Genomic DNA, 24,850 nt, shown 5'->3' on the forward strand with positions numbered 1-24,850 from the left:
CTGGAAATCGAACCTTTAATGGGAAGGTCGAACATCAACTTTGAAATATAAACGCCTGCTTGGTGTGTTTTTTCATCTCATTGTAAAGGCTAGTGCTATGCTTACGTAAACGTCAAGAAATCGCGGAATGAAAGTTTGTTAGTGAAAAAGGCGATAAAGGCTGGTGTGGCGCTTGGTGAGTAATTCTATGTAGGGTGTCATCATTCTGCCAAGTGTTCACATATACCTTAAGGGAATGCGAATCATGGGAAAAGACATCTGGATTGTCAGCGCGAAAAGAACGCCAATTGGGCGCTTTCAAGGCAAGTTGCAAACTTACTCTGCTCCTCAATTAGGCGCACTGGCGATCAAGGCGGCAATGCACGAAGTGAATGTGACTTCGGTGGATGAAGTGTTCATGGGATGTGTGCTTCCAGCAGGGTGTGGACAAGCTCCTGCGAGGCAAGCATCTATGGGGGCCGATCTTCCTTTGGGTGTAGGGTGCACCACCATTAACAAAGTGTGTGGCTCTGGCATGAAGAGCGTCATGTTAGCGCACGATCTCATTAAAGCTGGAACGATTCGCTCAGCCATTGCTGGTGGTATGGAAAGTATGACCAATGCGCCGTATTTGCTGAGGGAGGCGAGAAAGGGAATGCGCATGGGGCACCAGTCTACGTATGACCACATGTTTCTCGATGGGCTACAAGATGCTTACGAAGGGCACTTAATGGGTGTTTATGCTCAGCAAGTCGCTGACAGGCTTAAGTTCACCAGAGAGCAAATGGATGAATGGGCCGTGATGTCGGCAAAACGTGCGTTGGAAGCTCAAGAGCGAGGCTTGTTTGCCGATGAACTTTCGCCGGTTTCACTCAATACCAAGTCAGAACAAGCGGTGCTGGACTACGATGAGCACCCACGCTCGATTGACCTTGGTAAAATTCCTCAACTCAAACCTGCATTCGATGAAAAAGGTACGGTGACCGCTGCTAATTCGAGTGCCATTTCAGATGGCGCGGCGGCTCTTGTGCTTATGGATGAAGACACTGCGCGTCATCAGGGGCTTAAACCACTTGCGATCATCAAGGCGCACTCTACACATGCCAGAAAACCTGCAGAATTTACTTTGGCACCCGTCTACGCAATTGAGCAACTGCTGTTCCAGCTAGATTGGTCAATTTATGAAGTGGACCTGTGGGAAATCAATGAAGCCTTTGCCGTTGTGACACAAATAGCGGTGGCGGAACTTGGACTAGATACGAGCAAAGTAAATATTAAAGGTGGAGCCTGTGCACTTGGGCATCCGATAGGGGCTAGTGGCGCACGAATTCTGGTGACATTGATTCACAGTTTGCGTCAGCTACAAGCGCTAGGCACCAATGGTGATCTCGAAGCCAAAAAAGTGATGCGGGGTGTTGCGTCACTTTGTATCGGTGGTGGAGAAGCCACGGCGATAGGCATTGAAATACCGCTTTAATTGAAATCAGAAAGGAGTAAATGATGACTCGTTTGGTTCCCTTGTTTATTGGTGGCGAGTTTCGTGAATCTCAAACATCGGATTGGGTTGAGGTAACCAATCCTGCCACTAATGATGTCATTGCGTACGTTCCATGTTCCACAGAGCACGAGATGGAAGCTGCCATTGATAATGCGAAAGAGACATTCCAATCCTGGAAGGAAGTGGCAGTATCCGAGCGTGCCAGAGTCATGCTTCGTTATCAGCACTTGCTCAAAGAGCATCATGATGAGCTTGCCACACTGCTTTCTCATGAAACGGGTAAGATTTTAGCGGATGCTAAAGGCGATGTATGGCGTGGTATCGAGGTGGTTGAGCAGGCGGCAAACATTGCTAGCAACATGATGGGCGAAACCGTCGAAAACGTTGCCACGGATATTGATAGTTACTCAATGATTCAGCCCCTAGGTGTGTGTTGCGGCATTACGCCATTTAACTTTCCTGCCATGATTCCGTTGTGGATGTTCCCAATCGCTATCGCTGCGGGCAATACATTTGTGCTTAAACCCTCCGAACAAGTGCCATTGACCTCTATTCGTTTAGCTGAATTATTTGAGCAAGCTGGCGCGCCGAAAGGAGTGTTGCAGATCGTTCATGGCCGCAAAGAGCAAGTCGACTTTCTTCTGGCTCATCCTGATATTCGAGCGGTGTCATTTGTTGGCTCGGTTCCCGTTGCCCGTTATATCTACACCACAGGGACTAAACATTTTAAACGGGTTCAAGCTTTTGCTGGTGCAAAGAATCACATGGTGATCATGCCTGATGCAAACAAAGATCAAGTGGTGAATAACCTAATCGGAGCCTCCGTAGGGGCTGCGGGGCAGCGTTGTATGGCAATTTCTGTTGCGGTATTTGTCGGCGATTCAAAACAATGGATTACAGACCTCAAACAGGCAATGGCGAAAGTACACCCAGGGCCTTGGGACGATGAGCAAGCTGCTTATGGCCCACTGATCAGTGAGCAAGCTAAACAACGCGTATTGGACCTAATTGAAGATGGCAAACAACAAGGCGCAGTGTGTGAACTCGATGGCAGTCAGTGTGAAGTGGAAGGCTTTCCCGATGGAAACTGGATTGGCCCAACCTTGTTTAGCGGTGTAACAGCGAACATGTCGATTTACACGCAAGAGATATTTGGCCCTGTCTTAGTTTGTATGGAAGTCGAAACGTTGCAAGAAGCTATTGAGTTAGTGAATCGCAACCCTTACGGCAACGGAACTTCTATATTTACCGCTAATGGCGCTGCTGCGAGAAAATATCAGCATGACATTCAAGTCGGTCAGGTTGGGATCAATGTGCCAATTCCAGTCCCTTTACCATTTTTCTCCTTTACTGGTTGGAGAGGCAGTTTCTATGGTGATTTACATGCGTATGGTAAACAAGCGGTACGTTTTTATACCGAGACTAAAACGGTGACGGCACGTTGGTTTGATGACGATATTCCGACGGGGCCCAATCTGACCATCCAACTGCGCTGAGTGAATAAAAGGAGCTTTTATGGACTTTGAACTTAATGAAGATCAACGTGCATTTGCTGATACCGCTCAGCAATTTGCCGATGAGTGTTTAGCACCGATGGCGGCGGAGTGGGATGAAAAGCAGATCTTCCCCAAAGACGTATTGAGAGAGGCGGGGGAACTGGGGTTTCTCAGTCTCTACACTCCAGAAGCGCAAGGTGGCCTAGGGCTGAGTCGCTTGGATGCTTCAATTATCTTTGAACAACTGGCCATGGGATGTACGTCCACTACGGCGTTTATGACGATTCACAACATGGTCAGTTGGATGATAGCCAGTTTTGCTACCGATGAAGCCAAAACGCAGTTCTGTCCGAAATTAGTTACGGGGGAGTGGTTAGGCTCCTATTGCTTAACCGAGCCTAATGCGGGATCGGATGCCGCTTCGTTGGCCACAACCGCGAGCAAAAAAGGTGATACTTACGTGTTGAATGGTGGCAAAACCTTTATCTCTGGCGCAGGAGAGACAGATGTTTTGGTCGTGATGGCGCGAACCGGAGAAGCGGGTGCCAAAGGCGTGTCCGCATTTGTTATTCCTGCTCACGCTGATGGTATCAGCTATGGGCGCAAAGAACCCAAAATGGGTTGGAACAGCCAACCAACACGAGCGGTTACTTTTGAAAATGTCGTTATTCCAGCTAGCCATTTACTGGGCGAAGAAGGGCAAGGTTTTGTCTTTGCGATGAAAGGGCTTGATGGAGGGCGTATAAATATTGCGACCTGTTCCGTCGGTACGGCTCAACAGGCCCTTGAGCAGGCGACACAATACATTCAGGAGCGTAAGCAGTTCGGCAAGTCGCTTGCGCAGTTTCAAGCCTTACAATTCAAATTGGCAGACATGGCAACAGAGCTAGTGGCTGCGCGGCAGTTAGTGCGCTATGCCGCCAGCAAACTCGACCGAAATGACCCCGATGCCAAGGCTTATTGCGCGATGGCAAAACGGTTCGCAACCGATGTGGGCTTTCAGGTTTGCGACCAAGCGCTGCAGCTTTATGGCGGCTATGGTTACATCAAAGAGTATCCAATGGAGCGTCATTTCAGAGATGTGCGTGTGCATCAAATTCTGGAGGGGACAAACGAAATCATGCGCTTGATCATCGCACGTCGTTTGCTCTCTGAGGAGTCGGCCTTGCTGTAGCGAAGTATTGGATTTGCTCATTGAGAAAGGATTCAGATATGCCATTAACCCAAGAAGCCATTCAACATACGATCACTAATCACGTTGCGGTGGTGACGATGAACAACCCGCCAGCCAATACGTGGACAGCAGAGAGCCTCAAGGTACTGAAGTCGCTGATACTCACACTTAACAATGATAAGCAGGTCTACGCACTGGTTTTAACCGGCAGTGGAGAAAAGTTTTTCTCTGCTGGTGCAGATCTCAAGCTATTTTCTGACGGTGACAAAGCGATTGCGTTAGACATGGCGCGATGCTTTGGTGAAGCCTTTGAAACGCTCTCGGAATTCCGTGGTGTTTCCATTGCCGCTATTAATGGTTACGCCATGGGTGGAGGTTTAGAAGTGGCATTAGCTTGTGATATTCGAGTCGTTGAAGAGCAAGCGGTACTTGCTTTACCTGAAGCCAAAGTCGGACTTTTGCCCTGCGCTGGCGGTACCCAAAACCTCACAGCGTTAGTAGGGGAAGGCTGGGCAAAGCGTATCATTTTATGTGGAGAGCAAGTCAGCGCTGACAAAGCAAAAGAACTAGGCCTAGTTGAGGAGTTGGTTCCCAAAGGTGAAGCTTTAAGTAAAGCGCTGGAACTTGCTGAATCTGTTGCGAACCAGTCACCATCTTCTGTCGCCGCATGTAAGGCGCTCATTCAAAATATGCGCTCTGCGCCACTTAAGCACGGCTTAATGAAAGAGCGAGAGTTGTTTCTGAATCTTTTTGATACGGAAGATCAAGTTGAGGGTGTTCGCGCCTTTTTAGAAAAACGCCCACCGCAATGGAAAAACCGATAGGAGGCCACATGGCAGGGATGGTAACCATTAGTGAAATAGAGTGCTTAGATGGCGTGCACCGCATTGGTATCGCAACGTTAGACAACACCGCTTCATTGAATGCATTGACGTATGACATGTTAGTCCAACTTAACGATCAGCTTATCAAGTGGCAAGATGATCCACATATGGCTTGTGTGGTACTGACTGGCGCTGGAGAAAAAGCATTCTGTGCTGGTGGTGATGTTCGAGCTATGTATCACGTCATGCATAACGAGAGTAAAGAAAAAATCGTAGAGTTCTGTACGAACTATTTCTCGTTGGAGTATGAGTGTGACTATCTCATCCACACTTACAACAAACCCATTATCGGTTGGGGAGAAGGTATTGTCATGGGCGGTGGGATGGGGCTTTTTATGGGAACCAGCCATAAAGTTGTGACAACAACATCACGCCTTGCTATGCCAGAAATCAATATCGGACTGTATCCTGATGTGGGAGGTACGTGGTTTTTAAGCCAGATAGATCCGCAAGTGGGCTTATTCCTCGGATTGACAGGTTCAATGGTAAATTCAAGTGACGCTGTCACTATTGGTTTGGCCGATTGGTTACTGTTGGAAGAGCAGTATCCCACCTTACTGGATGAGCTAAAGCGGCTCCAGTGGGGCAAAGAAGATGCGAAAGAGTTGGTAACTGCACTACTACAGTTAATGGAAGAACAAGTTATTGATAGCAAACCAACCACGCAAATTTGTCCATACTTAGATCAGATAGAGGAAGCGTGCAAAGGCTTTGATCTTAATACGATAGCACAGCGAATCATGGCTATCGACGGGAACAGTCAGTGGATAGAAAACGCGAAACAAACGTTCGCCGCAGGCAGTCCGATCACCGCGCATATTTGCTTCAGACAAGTGAAAGAATACCACAGTTTACCACTTGCAGGTTGCTTCCGCTTGGAGCTGAGTTTATCGGTTCGCAGTGCCTTATTAGGTGAGTTTAAAGAGGGCGTCCGTTCTCGGCTTATTGACCGGGATGGCGAACCTAACTGGATGTTTAACAATGTCAGTGAAGTCGATGAAGATATCATCGATACCTTGTTTACCTCACTTTGGCCGGATGACGAACATCCGCTTGCTGATTTGGGTGAACAAACACTAGGTCAATAAGGAGAATGATCATGAGTACCATCGCATTTATCGGTTTAGGAAGAATGGGGCATCCGATGGCGCAAAACTTATTAGCGTCTGGATTTAACGTGCAAGTATTTGATGTCGATAGCGAAGCGGCAAAGCAACTTGCACCTTTTGGTGCGGTGGTGGCGAGCTCTATCGAGGAAGTCGTGGATGGTGCAAGCACGGTCATCACGATGCTACCAGCAGGATCTCACGTTCGTTCCGTGTATCTTGGCGACTTACACGGCGGCGTAGGTGTCCTCAATCTTGTCTCGCCAAGTACCTTGATGATTGATTGTTCAACCATTGATCCGGACTCTGCGCGATTAGTCGCCAATGAAGCGGCAAATAAACGCGTGTTGTTTGTCGACGCACCCGTTTCGGGGGGCGTTGCTGGCGCTAAAGCGGCGACATTAACCTTTATTGTTGGTGGTTCGGATCAAGCGTTTTCTAAAGCCAATGCGATTTTGCAGTATATGGGAAAAAATGTTTTCCATGCTGGCAAAGCAGGCGATGGTCAAATGGCGAAAATCTGTAACAACCTTATGCTCGGCATTTTAATGTCTGGTACGTGCGAGGCATTAAACCTAGGTATCGATCATGGACTCGATCCAAAAGTGCTATCAAACATCATGCTGCAAAGCTCTGGCCGAAATTGGGCATTGGAGCTTTACAATCCTTGCCCAGGCGTGATGGACAGTGCGCCAGCCAGTCACGATTACCAACCGGGCTTTATGAGCAAACTCATGCTGAAAGATCTCGGCTTGGGGTTAGATGCGGCGTTACAAACACATTCTTCGGTTCCGATGGGGTCGTTAGCGCGCAACTTATATTCTTTCCACAACGCGAGCGGCCACGGCGAGCTCGATTTCTCAAGCTTATTTGAGTTATACAAGAGTAAGAAAGGCTAGACTGAGTTTTGTGACAAACCAACCCGAGATGGTGACCTAAAACGCGCATCATTTCGGCCAACTTAGACTGGTTGAGATAGAGAACATTACGAGCTATGGAGTGCACCAATATGGACATAAAAAGTAGTGTTATTGCCATTACAGGAGCAGGGCAGGGGCTTGGGCAAATGATGGCCATTACCCTTGCTCAAGCTGGCGCTGATTTAGCGTTGTTGGATGTAAACGCCAGTGGCTTAATGGAAACACAAGAGCAGTGTCGAATGCTGAGTGCGAAAGCGTTGACATATCAAGTGGATGTCACCAACGAAATCGACGTTGAAACCACGTTTGAAGCGATTATCCAAGATTTTGGTCAACTCAATGGGTTAGTCAATAACGCTGGCGTGTTAAGAGATGGGTTACTTGTAAAAGCAAAAGATGGCGTGATCAGTAAGATGTCTTTGGATCAATTCAACTTGGTCATGAACGTTAACGTGACAGGAACATTTTTGTGTGGGCGTGAAGCTGCCGTCAAGATGATTGAGAGTGGCTCCCAAGGCGTTATCATCAATATTTCTAGTGTTGCGAGAGCAGGGAATATCGGACAAACCAATTATTCTGCATCTAAAGCGGCGGTCGCGACCATGGCGACAACATGGGCCCGTGAGCTCGCAAGATACGGTATTCGTGCGGCGGCGGTTGCACCAGGTGTAGTACACACCGCGATGGCAGAGCAAATGAAACCCGAAGCCATAGAGCGATTAGAAAAGATGATCCCAGTTGGCAGGATGGGCGAAACAAGCGAAATCGCGCATGCAGTAAAATACATTATTGAGAGTGATTACTTTACTGGCAGGGTTTTAGAAGTGGATGGCGGTATTCGTATGTAAGTGACCACTGAAATAAGGCTCTGATAGACCTGAATAATAAGTTTCTTTCCATTTCAACATTTTCTATGTTGTGGAGTGCTCATTCTGCGCAGCCCAAATGTATTTACAACTTATGTTTGGATTTACCTTGAGAATGATTTCTCACAATCCAATAAAGAGATGCAAATACCACTCAAATATTAAGTGAAATCATTAATTTGATTCTGATCACACTTTTGGTTTTTTAGTTTCCGCTTCTCATTAAGGCTATCTGCGTAAATGAAGTTGATAGTCAGTCTCATCAATTTTTAGTTTCAACTGTTTGTTTTTAAATAATTAATTGTTGAAGCACGAGAAATTCGTGTTGAGGTTAATATTCTATTTAAAGTGTGTAACTTCCATTAATGGAAGGTTAGTTTCCAGTTGTGGCTAATGAGCTTTAACTTTTTACTCCTCATAATGCGCCAAATGTAACATAGTGTTTCAAAGTGTAACAATAAACTCACACTAAGAGTGTGGTTTTGATCTCCACTCAATTCCGTTTTGTTTCGCTCTGAGCCCGACGTTACTCATGCTCAACACATAAACATTCTAATGACTATAACAACTGGTTCTTGGCTTGATATCAATCGTATCGTAGTAAATAACGGTTCATTCTAGCTGGTTAAATGCTTGATGACGAAGTTGAAAAATTGTAAGTAGAATAACTACTTATCGAAGTTTTTTCTTGTTCTCATACATTACCTCTGCGCTATTTGTGAGCTCTTATTTACTTTGATTGGCATCTGCTTTGAAACCAGACAACCATCGAGAAAGTTAATGGAAGCCTCAAGATATAAACGCATCTTGTCGAGGGGAAGTTTGGCGTCCGTCATACTTATGCTCTCAGGATGTAATTCAGCTTTACTTGACCCCAAAGGTGCCATTGGTGTGCAAGAAAAAGAGTTAATTATTACTGCTCTTTTGCTGATGTTGATCGTTGTAATCCCTGTGATTTTAATGACGATTTACTTCGCTTACCGATACCGCGCCTCTAACACTGAAGAAGAGTACGCACCCGAGTGGTCACACTCGACCAAAATCGAAGTGGTGGTATGGACAATTCCAATCATCATCATTGCGATTCTTGCGACGATCACATGGCGTTCGACTCATGAACTAGAGCCATCCAAACCTTTGGAAAGTGATGTTAAACCAATGACCATCGAAGTGGTGTCACTCGATTGGAAATGGTTGTTCATTTATCCAGAAGAAAACATTGCGACGGTGAACTATGTGGCGTTCCCGAAAGACGTGCCAGTGCAGTTCAAACTGACTTCGGACAACATCATGAACGCGTTTTTCATCCCTCGCTTAGGTACACAGATCTACGCGATGCCAGGCATGGTAACCAAGCTCAACCTCATAGCGAACCACGAAGGTGACTACAAGGGTTTTGCATCGAACTACAGCGGCGAAGGCTTTTCGCAAATGAAGTTCACAGCTTCAGCAATGTCTGATCGTGCTGCGTTCCTAAATTGGGTGCAGAAAGTGAAGGCGAGCCCTGATCGTATTGAAGATTGGGAGCAATACAGCTCACTGGCAGCGCCAAGTATCGCAGAGCCAGTCACTTTGTTCTCTAGCGTTCCTCCGTTCTTGTTCACCGACGTTGTGACTCAGCATCCTGGTTCAATGAACTGTTTGCCTGAAAACCAAGGATAATCGTAATGTTTGGAAGATTAACTCTTGATTCAGTTCCATTCCACGAACCTATTATTGTCATCACCCTAGCGGTTGTGGCGCTGGTTGGTTTAGCCGTAGTTTACGCGGTGACCAAAGCTGGAAAGTGGCAATATTTGTGGAATGAATGGTTTACTTCAGTAGACCATAAAAAACTTGGCTTCATGTACATCGCAGTAGCGATGGTGATGCTTGTTCGTGGTTTTGCTGACGCAGTCATGATGCGTAGTCAGCAACTCCTTTCTTCTGCGGGTGAAGCAGGTTACTTACCACCGCATCACTACGATCAAATTTTTACTGCCCATGGCGTGATCATGATCTTCTTCGTAGCGATGCCATTGGTCATTGGTCTGATGAACATCATCGTGCCATTGCAGATTGGTGCGCGTGACGTAGCTTTCCCGTATCTGAATAACTTGAGCTTCTGGCTGTTTGTTGTAGGTGTCATCCTAACAAACATGTCTCTCGGCTTAGGTGAATTTGGTCGTACCGGCTGGTTGGCGTATCCGCCGCTTTCAGGTATTGAGGCTAGCCCAGGAGTCGGGGTCGACTATTGGATTTGGGCGCTGCAGATATCAGGTGTTGGTACGACGTTAACAGGCGTGAACTTCTTCGCGACCATTTTGCGTATGCGTACACCGTCTATGCCAATGATGAAGATGCCAGTTTTCACTTGGGCATCTCTATGTGCAAACATTTTGATCATCATTTCATTCCCAATCCTAACGGTGACTATCGCTCTGCTTACGCTGGATAGATACCTAGGCATGCACTTCTTTACCAATGATCTTGGCGGCAACGTAATGATGTACGTCAACCTGATTTGGGCTTGGGGCCACCCAGAAGTGTACATTTTGATCTTGCCAATTTTTGGTGTGTTCTCAGAAGTCACCGCAACCTTCTCACGTAAAAAGTTGTTCGGTTACACATCGCTAGTTTGGGCTACCGTAGTTATCACGATTCTTGCCTTTGTCGTTTGGCTACACCACTTCTTTACGATGGGGTCTGGCGCGAACGTAAATGCCTTCTTCGGTATTGCCACGATGATCATTTCTATCCCAACAGGGGTGAAGATCTTCAACTGGCTATTCACGATGTACAAAGGCCGCATCCGCTTTACGACGCCAATGATGTGGACGCTGGGTTTCCTGATCACCTTTACTGTTGGTGGTATGACGGGCGTACTAATGGCTGTTCCGGGTGCAGATTTCGTTCTGCATAACTCAGTATTCCTAATTGCTCACTTTCACAACGTTATCATCGGTGGTGTGGTGTTTGGATGTTTCGCTGCGATCACTTACTGGTTCCCGAAAGCGACCGGTTTCACCATGAATGAAACTTGGGGCAAACGCGCGTTCTATCTTTGGATTATTGGTTTCTTAATGGCGTTCCTGCCGCTTTACGCGCTGGGCTTTATGGGGATGACTCGTCGTTTAAGCCAAGATATCAACCCAGAATACTTCCCACTGTTGTCGATTGCCGCAGCAGGTACGGTTGTGATTGCGCTGGGCGTATTGTCTCAGTTCATCCAAATTTACGTGAGTATCCGTGACCGCGAGCAAAACCGTGATTTAACTGGTGACCCGTGGGGTGGACGTACTCTTGAGTGGGCAACATCGTCTCCACCGCCGTTCTACAACTTTGCGCACCTACCAAAAGGTGATGTGCTAGATGCCTTCTGGTACCAGAAACAAAGTGGCGAGTTCGATCCAACTAAAGAAGTGGAATACGAACGTATTCATATGCCAAAAAACACGGCAACAGGCATCTACGTGTCGGCTTGGTCGCTCCTATTTGGCTTCGGCATGATTTGGTACATCTGGTGGCTAGCGGCGGCAAGTTTGGTCGGTATTATCGTGACGTGTATTCAGCATAGCTATAACGATGATGTGGATTACTACGTGGAAGTTGAAGAGATCAAAGCAATTGAGGCCGAACGTCGAGCTCAGCTTGAAGAAGCGAAGAAAAACTCAGTGAAAGACAGCGAAAGTAAAGATGATCTGGAGGTGACGTATGCAAACTAATATCGCAGCACATCACGACCATGATCACCACCATGACACGAATGGCAACAAGCTATTTGGCTTCTGGGTTTACCTGATGAGTGACTGTGTACTGTTTGCGACCTTGTTCGCGACATACGCTGTGCTGTCGAGCAATTCAATTGCGGGCCCAACAGGTAAAGACATTTTTGAACTCCCATTCGTGTTTGTCGAAACCATGCTGCTTCTGTTTAGCAGTATCACATTTGGTTTTGGCATTATCGCGATGAAGCGCAACAACGTTGCTGGTCTCAAACGTTGGATGTTAGTCACGTTCGCGCTTGGTCTTGGCTTTATCTGTATGGAGGTCTATGAGTTCCATCACCTGATTGAAGAAGGCTATGGGCCACAAACAAGTGCATTCCTATCGGCATTCTTTACGTTGGTTGGTACGCACGGCCTGCACGTAACCTTTGGTCTGATTTGGTTAGCGGTAGCGTATCATCAACTGTCGACGAAAGGTCTGAACGACAATATGGCAATGCGCTTTAACTGCTTAAGCCTATTCTGGCACTTTCTAGATATCGTTTGGATTTGTGTCTTTACCATCGTTTACTTACTGGGGGTAATGTAATGGATCAACATGTAGAAACCAGTTCGTCAGATTACGTGAAAGGCTTTATTGCCTCACTGATTCTGACGGTAATTCCGTTCTACTTTGTTTGGACGAAATCATTACCAGATACAACGACCTATGCGATTCTATTTGGATGTGCATTAGTGCAGATATTTGTTCACTTTAAATACTTCTTGCACATGGAAACAAAAACATCCGACGGACGTTGGAACCTTGTATCACTGATGTTTACCGCCATTGTTGTACTTATCCTTATCGCTGGCTCGGTATGGATCATCTACAACATGAACGTCAACATGAAGTTGTAGGTCAAGGTATGCTGAAAAGTTATTTGTCTATCACTAAACCGGGCATTATTTTCGGCAACCTGATTTCTGTTGCGGCGGGGTTCTTCCTCGCCGCAAAAACAGAACCAGCCAGTCTAATGCTGTTCGTTACGACGTTAGTTGGTGTTGGGTTAGTCATCGCTTCAGGTTGTGTGGTGAATAATATTTTCGATCGTGATATCGACCAAAAGATGGCACGTACACGAAATCGTGAAACAGTGAAAGGCAACATCAATATCGATATTGCGTTTGTTTATGCACTTGCTTTATTGCTGGTAGGAACCGCACTGTTATTTATCCGAGTGAACCCACTATCCGCTGTCGTCGTGTTGCTTGGCTACGTGTATTACGTGTTCTTTTACACGATGTGGTACAAACGTAACTCGGTGTATGGAACCTTAGTGGGAAGTATCTCAGGCGCAGTTCCGCCATTGGTGGGTTACTTAGCGGTAACAAACTTCATTAGCTTGGAAGCGATTTTACTCTTTACCATGTTCTGTCTCTGGCAAATGCCGCACTCGTATGCCATTGCCATGTTCCGCATGCAAGACTACCGAGAAGCCGGGATTCCCGTATTGCCAGTTAAAGAGGGCATTCATAAAGCTCATCGACACATGAAAGCGTATGTCGTGGCGTTTGGAGCAGCATCATTGGGGTTATTTTTACTAGGTGAAGCCGGGTATGAATACTTAGCGGTTGCAGCGGTTGTTTGCTTTATGTGGACGAAAGTGACCTTTCGCAGCATTGATGACAACAACTATATCGCTTGGTCAAAGTCGGTGTTTAAAGTCTCACTGCTAGTGGTGATGGGGATCAGTGGTGTGCTTGGTGTCGAGTTGATTCCTCTAGCTCTGTAACAACCAAACCTAAGCGTTTGCTAAGCGCCAATATCTTTTGCTGCTGAATGCATGAATGGCCTTACCTAGAAGTAAGGTCATTTAACTTTCTATTGTTCTTTATTTTCCCTGTTTTTCCTGCTCCTCCTCTAGCTTCACTATCACGTATTCATATCTAAAAGCAAAAACAACCAGTGTGTAAAACATAGTGAAGCACGTTTTCGCTGACGCGTAATAATGCCAAGAGATAGTGACTATTAAGCTAAAAAGTATAAACAGCGCAATAACTCTATTTGCCATATGAAAATTCAATATCGATAGTTTGTAATGTAAACATTTGGGGAGAGTGCTAGTTCCCATAGCAGCATACAAACTAACAATGTGAATGTTTGAGTTGAATCACCAGCTAGCGAAATACAAAAGTTTTACGACTGAAAGTGGGTGAGGAAGCACCTTAGCTCCAGTGAAATGAACACGATTAAGAATCATCCTTTTACATAATCTAAAAACTCACCAAACCTTAACCCAGATTAAAGTTTTGTCGTCTCCGAGGCATTAAGGTGCGCCTGTAGTTTGCAGGTCTCAAGGATTCAGAGAAGGAACAGCCATACATCGTGTATCGCTGTTCCTTTTTCGTTCTTGTTTACTTGCGAAAAGATAAAACATAAAGACAACTTTAAGAGGACTGGTTTTGAGCATTTTGTTTTCCGAAGCCCGAATTGGCAACATGACCCTAAAGAACCGTTTTGTGAGAAGCGCAACGTGGGAGAACATGGCGACCGAAGATGGTCACATGACGGTAAAGCTTTACGATATTTACGAAACGCTTGCGAAAGGGGAAGTTGGGCTTATTGTTACGGGTTATGCCAATATCGTTGAAGAAGAGAAACCCAACGCAGGTATGATGGGGATCTACAACGACTCTTTTATTGAAGAATACAAAAAGCTAACAGAGCTAGTACATCAACAAGATTCTAAAATCGTGATGCAAATTGCTTACGGTGGCACCAAAACCACCCATAACGTCGGTGAGCGTGTCATCTTCGCTCCGAGTGACGTGCCTGAGCGTGGTACAAATACGCAAGGCAAAGCGATGACAAAGGACGAAATAGACTACATCGTAAAGGCATTCGCATTGGCGAGTAAACGTGCTCAAGACGCTGGTTTTGACGGCGTAGAGATTCATGCGGCGCACACTTATTTAATTAACCAGTTTTTAAGCCCGTACTATAATCGTCGCGAAGACGAATATGGTGGTGACTTAGAAAATCGCATGCGCTTTCTTTTAGAAATTTATTCTGAAACCAGAAAGCTGGTTGGAAGCGAATTTCCCATCCTCGTTAAACTGACGGCAACAGAGTTCTTTGACGGCGGTTTAACGTTCAATGAAACTCGCGTCGTCTGCAAGAAACTTGAAGAAATAGGCGTTGATGCGATCATCGTATCTGGCAATGTTCACGGCAAAGCAAACGAACTTGTTGGTCAAACGTTCGATGGTTACACACTACAAGAAGAAGGTTACTTTCACGAATATGGTCACGTGATCAGTCAGGACGTTAGCATACCGGTGATTACTGTCGGCGGGCTGAGCGACATTGATGCGATTGAGAAAATTGCAGAAAACACAGGTATCCAATTTTTTGCTGTGTCACGCCCTTTATTGGCTGAGCCACAGTTGATCAAACGTTGGAAAGAAGGCAATCGCGCACCAGTAGATTGTGAACGTTGCTCAAAGTGTCGTACCAAGCGTGGTAACTTTTGCGTGGTGTATAAGAACCGAAATCGTCGCAAAAAATAGAACGAAGCGAATACACAAATACAAATTAGCCTCCACTCTGAATATGGAGGCTTTTAATTATCCGCATGTTAATCGAACCATTATTTATCTTCTTTTTGATAGTTTAAATAATGCACACAAAGATCGTGAAATGCTTTAGCTTGAGGCGAGATCGTGCGATCGGTTAACGTAAATATACCAATTTGCCTTTCAAGTGGTGGATCGATAAGCGGAATCCAAACCAAGCGTGTTTCATTGGTTGGGAAAGCAAGCTTCGGTAGGGTCGTGACACCAATCCCAAGTTCTAAGACAGAAAACAGTGAAGTAATATTTTCGACCGAATAGAGCGCTTGCTGACTCAGAGCTCTTGCTGGGGTTGGATCGAGAAGTGTACAAGTGCCGTTACGGATAAAGGGTTGTTCCAACAAAGTTTGCCACTCGATTCCTTCTGGATGACTTGCAATAGGGTTGTCCTTTAAACACACCACGCCTATTGGATCGGCTAACAGCGGCGTAAAGTCAATGCCGCCCTCATCGAGGTGAGAGGGGTTACCGAGCGCCAAGTCGACTTCACCGGAGAGTAAGCGAGCCTCGACGCCCGCCGCGTTATCATCGATCAAGCTTACTTCTACATTTGGATACTGCTCGCAAAAGGCACCCAACACGCTAGGGATGAGTTTCGCTGCAACAGAAGGAACGCTCGCAATTCGCACTCTCCCTTGCTGTCCGGCCGCGGCAGCTTTGAGATCGTTGTCCAGCGCACTGTAGATATTGAGAAACTGAACCACCTTGGGCAGACAAATTTCACCAAACGGGGTCAATTTGGTTTTGTTTCCGGGTTCAAACAGCGTTTGCCCTAGAATTTTTTCAAGCTCTTTTATCGATGTTGACAGTGCCGCCTGAGAACGATTTGCACGATGTGAAGCGGCTCGAAAGCCTCCTTCCTCGACTACCATCACAAAATGCATTAATTGTTGAAGCTTAATACTCATCCCTAATGCCTCTTAATCCCTTTATTTACGTTATTTTAAACAGGGTGATAATTTTAATTTATCAAATGTCAAAAATTTACCGTTAGATTTATCGCCTGTCAATGTGCATCATTTAACCATATTGAAACAAAGCTGTTACAAAGGTTGAAAGGCACGTGAATACTCCTACTAAAAAACACCCAGTTAAAACCAGTCTATTTGCTTCTAAAGCGCCGCTTGAATGGGCGATAGTCAACAACGGAACCCTGTATACGGCTCAAATTCCTATTGATGACACAGGCGCGGTTGTGGAAGGCGGTATCGAAGCACAAACACGTCAAACCTTTAACAATCTCATTCACACCCTGGAGTGTGCAGGGGAGTCTTTGGACTCGGTGTTGCAGGTCCTGATTTATGTGACTGACAGAGAATACTTAAAGACCGTTAACCAAGTGTACGCGGAATATTTTGAAGCGCCGTACCCAAATCGCGCCGCCATGGTGGTTGCAGGGTTAGCGCGAGAAGAGATGTTGGTGGAGTTTGTTGTCTACGCGTCGGCAAGCCAACCAGAATAAATCCAACGAGAATAATTAGAGATCAGTGAGTGAGTGGCTTGCCATCACAAATCGGAAGAACAAGGAAAGAACCATGACTTTTATTAACAATGTTCAAGCAGAAAAATCCCTCTATATAGCAGGTGAATGGCAATCGGGCATGGACACCATCGCCAATATTAACCCTTCTGATATCAGCGAAAACATTGGCGATTTCGCACAAGCGAGTGTGTCGCAAGTAGAGCAAGCGATTCAAGCGGCTAAATCAGCGCAGCCAGAGTGGGAAAAAACACCAATCGAGCGCAAGCAAGCAGTGCTACAAGCGATTGGTGATGAGCTCATTGCACGATGTGACGAATTGGGCACCTTGCTTTCGCGTGAAGAAGGTAAGCCATTTGCTGAAGGTCGAGGTGAGATTTACCGTGCTGGCCAATTCTTCCAATACTTTGCTGCTGAGGTTCTGCGTCAAATTGGCGATAGCGCTGCTTCCGTCCGTCCAGGTGTCTCCGTTGAAGTTACTCGCGAAGCCGTCGGCGTTATCGCCATTATCTCTCCTTGGAACTTCCCAACAGCAACAGCGGCTTGGAAAATCGCGCCAGCACTTGCGTTTGGCAACAGCGTCGTCTGGAAGCCTGCCAACCTAACCCCAGCAAGTGCCGTTGCGCTGACAGAGATTATCCATCGCCAAGGTTTACCTGCTGGCACGTTTAACCTCGTTTTGGGTAGCGGTTCGCAAGTAGGTAATACCCTTATCAATTCGAAGGATGTGAACGGCGTGAGCTTCACTGGTTCTGTGGACACAGGCCGTAAAGTTGCAGCGGCAACGGCACCAAATTTTGTGCGTTGTCAGCTAGAGATGGGTAGCAAAAATGCGCTCGTAGTGGCAGATGATGCAGACATTCAGATTGCTGTCGAAGCAACAATCGCAGGCTCATTCTCGGGTGCAGGTCAAAAGTGCACCGCGTCTTCTCGTCTTGTCGTTATGGACGGAGTTCACGACGCGTATGTTGAAGCGCTAATCAAACGCATGAGCGAACTTAAAGTGGGTCACGCTCTAGAAGAGGGCGTGTTCATGGGCCCTGTTGTTGATGGTAACCAGCTGAATGCGAACTTTGAGTGGATCGAAAACGCACGCCAAGCAGGCGCGGAGCTGGCTTTCGGTGGTGAGCGTCTGAGCCTAGAGCATGACGGTTACTACATGTCACCAACTCTGTTTTTAAATACACAGAATGGCTGGGAAGTGAACCAAGAAGAAGTCTTTGCGCCAATGGCGAGCGTGATTCGCGTTTCTGATCTGGATGAGGCAATTGCAGTCGCGAACGATACGCGCTTTGGCCTGACAGGCGGCATTATCACGCAAAGCTTGCGTAATAGCGCGATCTTCAAACAGCAAGTCCAAACGGGCTGCGTCATGGTTAACTTGCCAACTGCGGGTACAGATTATCACGTTCCATTTGGTGGCCGTAAAGAGTCTAGCTTTGGTCCTCGTGAGCAAGGTCAGTACGCCAAAGAGTTCTACACCGTAGTGAAAACCGCTTATCAGCGTCCTTACTAAGATCGGCAGGGTAACTGATGGTGTCAGTTACCCGCACTGAAAGGCTAAGAAATTGTTTAAGGAGTGGTTATGTACCAACAACGGATTGTGATTGACGGATTGCAGTACTGCAATTGGGATCGAGAGTATTTCCAAACGCTTAAGGCGAGTGGCATTACCGCCGTTCATGCCACCATCGTCTACCACGAAACTGCGCGCGAAACCTTAACGCGTTTTGCTGAATGGAACTTGCGCTTCGAGCAAAATGCGGACCTCATCATGCCTATTTATTCAATGGCAGATGTAGAAAAAGCCAAAGCAGAAGGTAAAGTCGGCATCTTCTTCGGCGCGCAGAATTGCTCACCGATTGATGATGAAATTGGCCTGATTGAAGTGATGCGCCGCCAAGGTCTGCTGATCATGCAACTGACCTACAACAACCAAAGCTTACTGGCGACAGGTTGTTACGAACAAAACGATTCCGGCGTAACTCGCTTTGGTAAACAAGCGATTGAAGAGATGAACCGAGTCGGGATGATCATTGATATGTCCCACAGCGCAGAGCGTTCAACGTTGGAAGCTATCGAGCTCTCTTCGCGTCCAATTTGTATCAGCCATGCTAACCCGACGTTTGCGCATGACGCACTGCGCAACAAGTCCAACACCGTGATCAAAGCACTGACGGAGCGCGGTGGTTTGATTGGATTCAGTTTATATCCGTTCCATTTACCAAATGGCAGCCAGTGCACGCTGGATGATTTCTGCCAGATGGTAGCGAAAACCGCAGACATGTTTGGCGTCGACCATTTAGGCATCGGTAGTGATTTGTGCCTAAATCAGCCGCAACAAGTGTTGGAGTGGATGCGCAACGGGCGTTGGTCAAAAGCGATGGATTACGGCGAAGGTTCAGCAAGTAACTCGGGATGGCCAGATGCGCTGCCATGGTTCTGCGGCAGCGCAGGGATGGAGAACATCTACAACGGATTAATGGGTCACGGATTCAGTGAATCTGAGGCTGGAAAAATATTGGGTGAAAACTGGTTCAACTTCCTTAAAGAAGGATTAGAGCCTATTTCATAGCATTCCCCAAAGTAGGAACCGCCTACCCACATAATAACAATACGGCAGGCGTAAAACTCACATTTGTAGCCAGTCTTTGGCTGCTGCAAAGAACCTCTGGAGCCAGAGTATGTCTGATTTAACCAATAGCATGAAAGCTTCCACGATGAGCGTGTCATCGGGCAAGTCGAAAGCAAAACACAACACATCAACAACAGAAAACACGACGGACAAATTAGGACTGAATAACCCGGCCTTTTGGTATAGCGGTGGTTTCATCGCGTTGTTCGTTGCTATTGCACTTTATGACGGCGAGCTGTTATCTACGATCGTTAACGCTGGCTTTGGCTGGGCAGTTCAGGTATTTGGTCCATACTGGCAGTTACTGCTGCTTCTCACTTTTCTTATTGGTCTTGGCTTGGCTGCAGGGCGAACAGGCAAGGTGATGTTGGGCGGGATTGCAAAACCAGAAATGGATTCTTTCCGCTGGATGGCGATTATTTTCTGTACCTTATTGGCTGGTGGTGGTGTTTTCTGGGCCGCGGCTGAGCCTATCGCGCATTACGTTAGCCCACCCCCTTTGTACGGCGCGCAAGATAACCCGCAGCAAGGTGCGGTGAATGCGTTGTCGCAATCCTTTATGCACTGGGGCTTTCTGGCTTGGGCGATTGTAGGTAGCTTAACTTCCATCGTGGTGATGCACCTGCATTACGACAAAGGTTTACCACTAAAACCCCGTATTTTGCTTTACCCAGTCTTGGGCGAACGAGCACTTAAAGGCCAACTCGGTGCATTGATTGACGCGTGCTGCATTATCGCGGTAGCCGCGGGCACCATCGGGCCAATTGGGTTTTTAGGCTTGCAGGTTAGCTACGCGTTAAATGCGCTGTTTGATATTCCTGATGGCTTTACCACTCAGCTTATCATCATCTTGTTTGCGATTGCTCTTTACACCTTGTCAGCACTCAGTGGATTAAGCCGAGGCATGCAACTGCTTAGTCGTTACAACGTGATTCTGGCAATGGCATTGATGGTTTACATCCTGTTTTTTGGCCCTACGAATTTTATCTTTAACGGATACATTCAAGGTGTAGGGAGCATGCTGGATAACTTTATCCCAATGGCGACCTACCGTGGTGATGAAGGTTGGCTAAGCTGGTGGACAGTATTTTTCTGGGGCTGGTTCCTGGGTTATGGTCCGATGATGGCAATCTTTATTGCGCGTATTTCCCGTGGTCGAACTATCCGCCAAGTCATTTCCACCATCAGTATTGTGGCTCCGTTAACCACCTGTTTTTGGTTCACGATTGTGGGCGGCTCAGGTCTTGCGTTTGAAATTGCTGAACCGGGTAGCGTGAGTGCGGCGTTCGAAGGCTTTAACCTGCCAGGTGCTTTGCTTGCGGTGACTCAGCAACTACCAATGCCAATGCTGACTTCAATTCTATTTCTGATTTTAACCACGATCTTCATCGTCACGACGGGCGACTCAATGACCTACACAATCAGTGTCGTGATCAGTGGTGAAACGGAGCCGAATGCGATCATCCGTACCTTCTGGGGCGTAATGATGGGTGTGACGGCACTAATCCTGATTTCTCTTGGCTCTGGTGGCATCTCTGCACTGCAATCTTTCATTGTGATTACCGCGGTTCCGGTTTCGCTGATTCTGTTACCGTCACTTTGGAATGCGCCGCAAATCGCAATCAAAATGGCGAAAGAGCAAGGGCTATAACAATTATCTAATTCAAACAACGTGGAGCTTGTGCGGGTGTTTTCCTCCTGCATCCGCACAAACCCTAGTATTCTTACAATAACAAATAGGTGGTGAGCAAAATGGATGCACATCGTTCTACTTATACGGAAGCAACTATGCGCGATGCAGCGATTGTCATGGCAGCCGAAAGGCTTGGCGCAATGCACCAAAACCGAATCAGCTTTGTTCGCAGTCTGATTCGTAATATGGCAAGCCAAAACTGGCAAGTAACCAAGCATGAGTGGCAGCTTTGTCCTCGTGGTTATGGTCATGTGATTTACAAATTGACCACGCCAGAGCACGTTTATCATTTGGTGGTATTCTGTGATGAAATTGCCGACGACGAGCGTAATGATCGCGTCATTGCTGAAAAGTGGGACGTCACATTTGCACTGGTTCAAGGCGATGTTGATGTTACTTTGTTGGAAAGATTGCGAGAAAATGTACCGCTGCAAGAAGCGGGACGTAATCCAAACAACGTACTTGTTCTTGCTCGCGCAAACAAAAGTGTGCGCGTGTTTGAGCACATTGTTAGCGCGCTTTCTCAAGGCGAGCAGCCTGAGCCGAAAGAGTTAGCGGAAGTGGGTTATATCCTGCGTACCACAGCTGTTTATGGTAACGGAAAGTTTGGTATCGCCGATTTCAAACTGTTAGAGAATAACTCAGATTTCAGCCAGTCTTTTAGTGCGCAAATGTGTGCCGTATATATGTTGCGTGAATTCAGCCTAGATTGGGTGCACTATCTGGCACTTCAACAAGGTGGCGACAAGGCGGTGGCTTTGCATCGTGGCTTGCAGCGCTACCTTGGTGTCGGCAATGCTACTGGCTTAGGCATGGCTCCATACTTGATTAATCACCCGTGCATCGTTGACCAATGGATGACCTCTCGCGAACGTGCGGTAGCGCGAGTCTTTGCGATGCCATGTGAAGCGTCGTTCCATGTTCCTTTGCAAGGATTGCTGCAAAAAGCACAGCGTCATTTAGAGCAAGTCATCACCATCAATGAACATCAAGACAGGCTCAATCATCAAGCGATAGCAGACATCAAACAACTGCTATCGAAGCTAACAACGTTAATGGAATTACATCCGAACTGGGCGAGTTTGGTCGAGCATAAGAAAACAATGAGTGTGGAAGCCCAAGAAATCCTCACCTCTTGCTTGATCGAACTCTACCCATCTTTAGTGGATGAATTTGCTAGCCAAATGAATACGGATGAAACGTTATCTATTCCGGGCGGGAAAAAGATCCAAGATTTACTGGAAGTGTTGCAAAGCAAGTACCGCTGGGCGATTGATGCGGATTACTCACTAGCCGAGAACAACTACTGGTTCTGGTATCGCTCACAAGATAAAGAAGAGCCAAGGCTTGGTGTTCGCGGGGAAGAGGCTGGAGAAGAAAAAGAACTGCCGCTTGATATCGGCAGACAAGTGAATCGCTTGTACCAGGCCTTGCTTGACTGTGATGTAGAAATGTCCGTAGCAGAGTTTCTATTGCAAAAACCGGCTTATCGTTCGATCACACGTCGCGTATGGACGCTAGGCAACCGTGCGATGGGGGATATTCAAATGAATGTGCTGCGTAAAGATGCGTTACCAATGCACTTACTGCGCTGTAAATTGGCGATCTTTGGCGCGACTAAGTTTGATCCGCGCTCGGATCGTTGGGTTCGAGTAACCTTCTTCCAGGGCGCGCCGCTGTTAGATGAAATTCACGATCCTAAACTGGCAGACACATGGATTTTCCCTAGCATGCCGCCGCGTGACGAAATTGTGCAAAGTGACAATCAAAAAATCAACGGAGGATTTGCATTATGATCGTCTCTCACAACGAATTGGTGGCCGCGGTTAATAAGGCATTTCTTGGCATGCGCCGTCACTGTGGTGAGGCGGATGTCATTGCGAACATGGTGGCGGACTTGCAAATGGTTGGCTTGCACGGGGTGCGTCACTTTAATAACGCCAGCCTGTTTCTTGGGTTAGATTCGGACTGCGCCGTATCGGTGACCAACAGCACGTCAGCGAGTATCGAGATGGATTTGCACAATGGCAGTGTGGCGTGCCACTTACCCGCCGTGTTGGATTTCGCACTTGAGAAAATGATTAACCGTAAGTCGATTACTATCACGTTGAAACAGTGCCATAACCGCTGGCTCGGCTTTAGTGAGTTGTTGAAGCTCTCTGCGAAAGGCATCGCATGTCGCGCACAATGGGTCAATGGCTCTAGTCCCAAGCGAACGCTTTATGTGTTAAACCGCGGACGAATCGCACCAGAAGTCTTTTTCTCGGATCAGTTTGATGGGCATGATACGGATTTGCATAGTATGGTTATCGAGCTCTCCGTGAACGATTTCGATATCGAGAAAAGTGCACAAGGGTATACCACCCACATTGAAGGTGATGAGTTAAGCCGCACGCAACAAGCTTCTTGGCAAAATGGTATCTTTGTCGAAGACCAAGAATGGGAAACACTGAAACAAACCGCAACCGCGTTGCTGGTGGAGAACAGTGAGCGTTCTATGCTCGGTGCTGGTGGTGTGGTTTAAGCGATGAAAGGCGATGATTCCAAGTAGAAGTGATGAAGGCTGCTGTTTAGCGGCCTTTTTTTGTGCGCGATGTTTGGTCACTTCTGAAGTTCAAAGACTATGATTACCGTTATCCGCAAGATGGAGCAACACAGGTAAGAAAAATGGATCTTCAAGAGAATAAAAGAAATGCCATTGCGTTTTACGAAACCGCTTATAGAGGTAACCCAAGAAAGGCAGTTGAAAACTACGTAGGTGATGAGTACATCCAGCACAATCCATTAGTTGGAAATGGCCCCGAGGCTTTTATCGAGTATTTTGAGCGGATGCAAAACGAGTATCCCGATAAAGATATTACGTTTGTGCGAGCCATTGCTGAAGGGAATTTGGTGGCACTACACACTCACCAAACATGGCCTAATGATATTGAATACGTGACGATGGATTTCTTTCGTTTTGATCACAATGGGAAGATCGTTGAACATTGGGATGCTCTGCAAGAGATACCCAAAGAAACATTGAATGGTCACACCATGTATTAACGAGTCATTGATTAGTCTCCCATGCCGTTTATTCAAACGGTATGGGAGGTTAAATGATTTGTGGCACTCGAAGTATTAATCATCAAAGCGCTTTTTCGATTCTCACCGCGACGTCTTCAGATACCCAGCCTTTCCACAAGTCAGGGTAGGTATTAAAGAAGTAAAACATCGCTTCTTCACCGTCCGCGTAGTTATCTTCCATCCAGGCCAGCATTTCACTCATTTGCTCGTTGGTAAATCCGCGTTTCTGCAAGTACGCGAATGCTTGGGGTTCTTTGCTCGCAAACGCCTCAGTTGTTACTGTGCGAACTGGAGAAGGTGGGTACATTGTTACTTTTGGTGAAGCGCAATCAGGCTGAGTGGTACAGTTGCGATACTCTTCTAAATCTGTTCCGCTACCAAAATCCACTTTGACCATATCATACTTGCCCAATACGGGCGTCGGTGACCAGTAGTAACCAAACCAAGGCATTTTGCGATCATAGGCCTTGGCGATGGTGCCAGCTAATGCTGCGCCAGATCCTGGGTCAACCATCTCAAAGCCGTGCTCACTTAACCCTAATGCATTAAACAAGTGACCGGAGGTGATTTGGCATGTCCAACCAGCAGGGCAGCTATAAAACGCGAACTTGTCATCATCCTCTGGGTGTTCAAATAGTTTGGCGTGCTTGATGATGTAGTGGTCAACTAAAATTGGCCACGGTTTTAGAGTTTTCCCAATATAACCGTTCTGATTCATTGGGAGTTAGGCC

Annotated in this window: 21 protein-coding genes and 1 pseudogene; 20 read left to right on the top strand and 2 right to left on the bottom strand. The window is 46.7% G+C overall.

The annotated features are described in order from the left end of the window. The first annotated feature begins 244 nt into the window (after window positions 1–244). The 13 genes from R7035_RS15910 to R7035_RS15970 all read left to right on the top strand — a co-directional run bounded on the left by R7035_RS15910 (window position 245) and on the right by R7035_RS15970 (window position 15,182). A complete protein-coding gene (locus R7035_RS15910; protein WP_017821196.1) occupies window positions 245–1,456 on the top strand; it encodes an acetyl-CoA C-acyltransferase in 1,212 nt (403 codons plus the stop codon). A 23-nt stretch (window positions 1,457–1,479) separates the two neighbouring features. Beyond that, entirely contained in the window at window positions 1,480–2,973 is a 1,494-nt protein-coding gene (locus R7035_RS15915; RefSeq protein ID WP_064354633.1) for a CoA-acylating methylmalonate-semialdehyde dehydrogenase, read from the top strand. Between the two features lie 19 nt (window positions 2,974–2,992). Then, window positions 2,993–4,147, top strand: a complete 1,155-nt coding sequence (locus R7035_RS15920) for an acyl-CoA dehydrogenase family protein (RefSeq protein ID WP_256900981.1) — start codon at window positions 2,993–2,995, stop codon at window positions 4,145–4,147. A 38-nt stretch (window positions 4,148–4,185) separates the two neighbouring features. Continuing rightward, window positions 4,186–4,971, top strand: a complete 786-nt coding sequence (locus tag R7035_RS15925) for an enoyl-CoA hydratase (protein ID WP_053307785.1) — start codon at window positions 4,186–4,188, stop codon at window positions 4,969–4,971. 8 nt (window positions 4,972–4,979) lie between these two features. Further along, the gene (locus tag R7035_RS15930) at window positions 4,980–6,119 is read left to right on the top strand and encodes an enoyl-CoA hydratase/isomerase family protein (RefSeq protein WP_053307784.1); all 1,140 of its coding nucleotides are present in this window, start codon (window positions 4,980–4,982) and stop codon (window positions 6,117–6,119) included. A gap of 11 nt (window positions 6,120–6,130) precedes the next feature. Then, window positions 6,131–7,036 carry a 3-hydroxyisobutyrate dehydrogenase gene (gene mmsB, locus R7035_RS15935; RefSeq protein WP_053307783.1) on the top strand — a complete coding sequence of 302 codons (906 nt, stop codon included), beginning with the start codon at window positions 6,131–6,133 and terminating at the stop codon, window positions 7,034–7,036. A gap of 110 nt (window positions 7,037–7,146) precedes the next feature. Beyond that, window positions 7,147–7,905, top strand: a complete 759-nt coding sequence (locus tag R7035_RS15940; protein WP_005375778.1) for an SDR family oxidoreductase — start codon at window positions 7,147–7,149, stop codon at window positions 7,903–7,905. A gap of 798 nt (window positions 7,906–8,703) precedes the next feature. Further along, window positions 8,704–9,585, top strand: coding sequence for a ubiquinol oxidase subunit II (gene cyoA, locus R7035_RS15945; protein ID WP_005388604.1), 882 nt, complete (start codon window positions 8,704–8,706; stop codon window positions 9,583–9,585). 5 nt (window positions 9,586–9,590) lie between these two features. Further along, entirely contained in the window at window positions 9,591–11,627 is a 2,037-nt protein-coding gene (cyoB, locus tag R7035_RS15950) for a cytochrome o ubiquinol oxidase subunit I (RefSeq protein ID WP_262651372.1), read from the top strand. Further along, window positions 11,617–12,219: a cytochrome o ubiquinol oxidase subunit III gene (gene cyoC, locus R7035_RS15955; RefSeq protein WP_005375782.1), complete on the top strand. Its 603-nt coding sequence runs from the start codon at window positions 11,617–11,619 to the stop codon at window positions 12,217–12,219. The genes cyoB and cyoC overlap by 11 nt, the downstream gene beginning before the upstream one ends. After that, window positions 12,219–12,530, top strand: coding sequence for a cytochrome o ubiquinol oxidase subunit IV (gene cyoD, locus R7035_RS15960; protein ID WP_005375783.1), 312 nt, complete (start codon window positions 12,219–12,221; stop codon window positions 12,528–12,530). Before cyoC ends, cyoD begins: the two co-directional genes overlap by 1 nt. Continuing rightward, the gene (gene cyoE, locus R7035_RS15965) at window positions 12,491–13,405 is read left to right on the top strand and encodes a heme o synthase (protein ID WP_033906955.1); all 915 of its coding nucleotides are present in this window, start codon (window positions 12,491–12,493) and stop codon (window positions 13,403–13,405) included. Before cyoD ends, cyoE begins: the two co-directional genes overlap by 40 nt. Window positions 13,406–14,075: 670 nt before the next feature. Further along, on the top strand, window positions 14,076–15,182 hold the full coding sequence (locus R7035_RS15970; RefSeq protein ID WP_062730958.1) for an NADH:flavin oxidoreductase: 1,107 nt from the start codon (window positions 14,076–14,078) through the stop codon (window positions 15,180–15,182). Between the two features lie 80 nt (window positions 15,183–15,262). On the opposite strand, the gene R7035_RS15975 is transcribed toward R7035_RS15970, so the two are convergent. Next, complete coding sequence (locus R7035_RS15975) at window positions 15,263–16,153, bottom strand: LysR family transcriptional regulator (RefSeq protein WP_005375788.1); 891 nt, start codon at window positions 16,151–16,153, stop codon at window positions 15,263–15,265. 155 nt (window positions 16,154–16,308) lie between these two features. On the opposite strand from R7035_RS15975, the gene R7035_RS15980 reads away from it, so the two are divergent. From R7035_RS15980 to R7035_RS16010, 7 genes are all read left to right on the top strand, one after another. Further along, complete coding sequence (locus R7035_RS15980; protein ID WP_005375789.1) at window positions 16,309–16,707, top strand: RidA family protein; 399 nt, start codon at window positions 16,309–16,311, stop codon at window positions 16,705–16,707. A gap of 73 nt (window positions 16,708–16,780) precedes the next feature. After that, window positions 16,781–18,241, top strand: coding sequence for an aldehyde dehydrogenase family protein (locus tag R7035_RS15985; protein ID WP_031781215.1), 1,461 nt, complete (start codon window positions 16,781–16,783; stop codon window positions 18,239–18,241). Between the two features lie 69 nt (window positions 18,242–18,310). Further along, window positions 18,311–19,300: a membrane dipeptidase gene (locus R7035_RS15990; RefSeq protein WP_053303711.1), complete on the top strand. Its 990-nt coding sequence runs from the start codon at window positions 18,311–18,313 to the stop codon at window positions 19,298–19,300. Between the two features lie 109 nt (window positions 19,301–19,409). Next, window positions 19,410–21,011, top strand: a complete 1,602-nt coding sequence (locus R7035_RS15995) for a BCCT family transporter (RefSeq protein WP_005388593.1) — start codon at window positions 19,410–19,412, stop codon at window positions 21,009–21,011. Between the two features lie 101 nt (window positions 21,012–21,112). Beyond that, the gene (locus R7035_RS16000; protein WP_262651369.1) at window positions 21,113–22,849 is read left to right on the top strand and encodes a hypothetical protein; all 1,737 of its coding nucleotides are present in this window, start codon (window positions 21,113–21,115) and stop codon (window positions 22,847–22,849) included. Then, complete coding sequence (locus tag R7035_RS16005; RefSeq protein ID WP_137282554.1) at window positions 22,846–23,577, top strand: DUF3726 domain-containing protein; 732 nt, start codon at window positions 22,846–22,848, stop codon at window positions 23,575–23,577. Before R7035_RS16000 ends, R7035_RS16005 begins: the two co-directional genes overlap by 4 nt. A 143-nt stretch (window positions 23,578–23,720) precedes the next feature. Then, window positions 23,721–24,098 carry a nuclear transport factor 2 family protein gene (locus tag R7035_RS16010; protein ID WP_262651365.1) on the top strand — a complete coding sequence of 126 codons (378 nt, stop codon included), beginning with the start codon at window positions 23,721–23,723 and terminating at the stop codon, window positions 24,096–24,098. 82 nt (window positions 24,099–24,180) lie between these two features. On the opposite strand, the pseudogene R7035_RS16015 reads toward R7035_RS16010, so the two are convergent. Beyond that, window positions 24,181–24,774 (bottom strand): annotated as a pseudogene (locus R7035_RS16015) (glycine betaine ABC transporter substrate-binding protein); the annotation flags it as partial. Window positions 24,775–24,850: the final 76 nt, after the last annotated feature.

It is taken from the genome of Vibrio sp. 1731 (assembly GCF_033339955.1).
GTDB classification, from domain to species: Bacteria; Pseudomonadota; Gammaproteobacteria; order Enterobacterales; family Vibrionaceae; genus Vibrio; species Vibrio alginolyticus.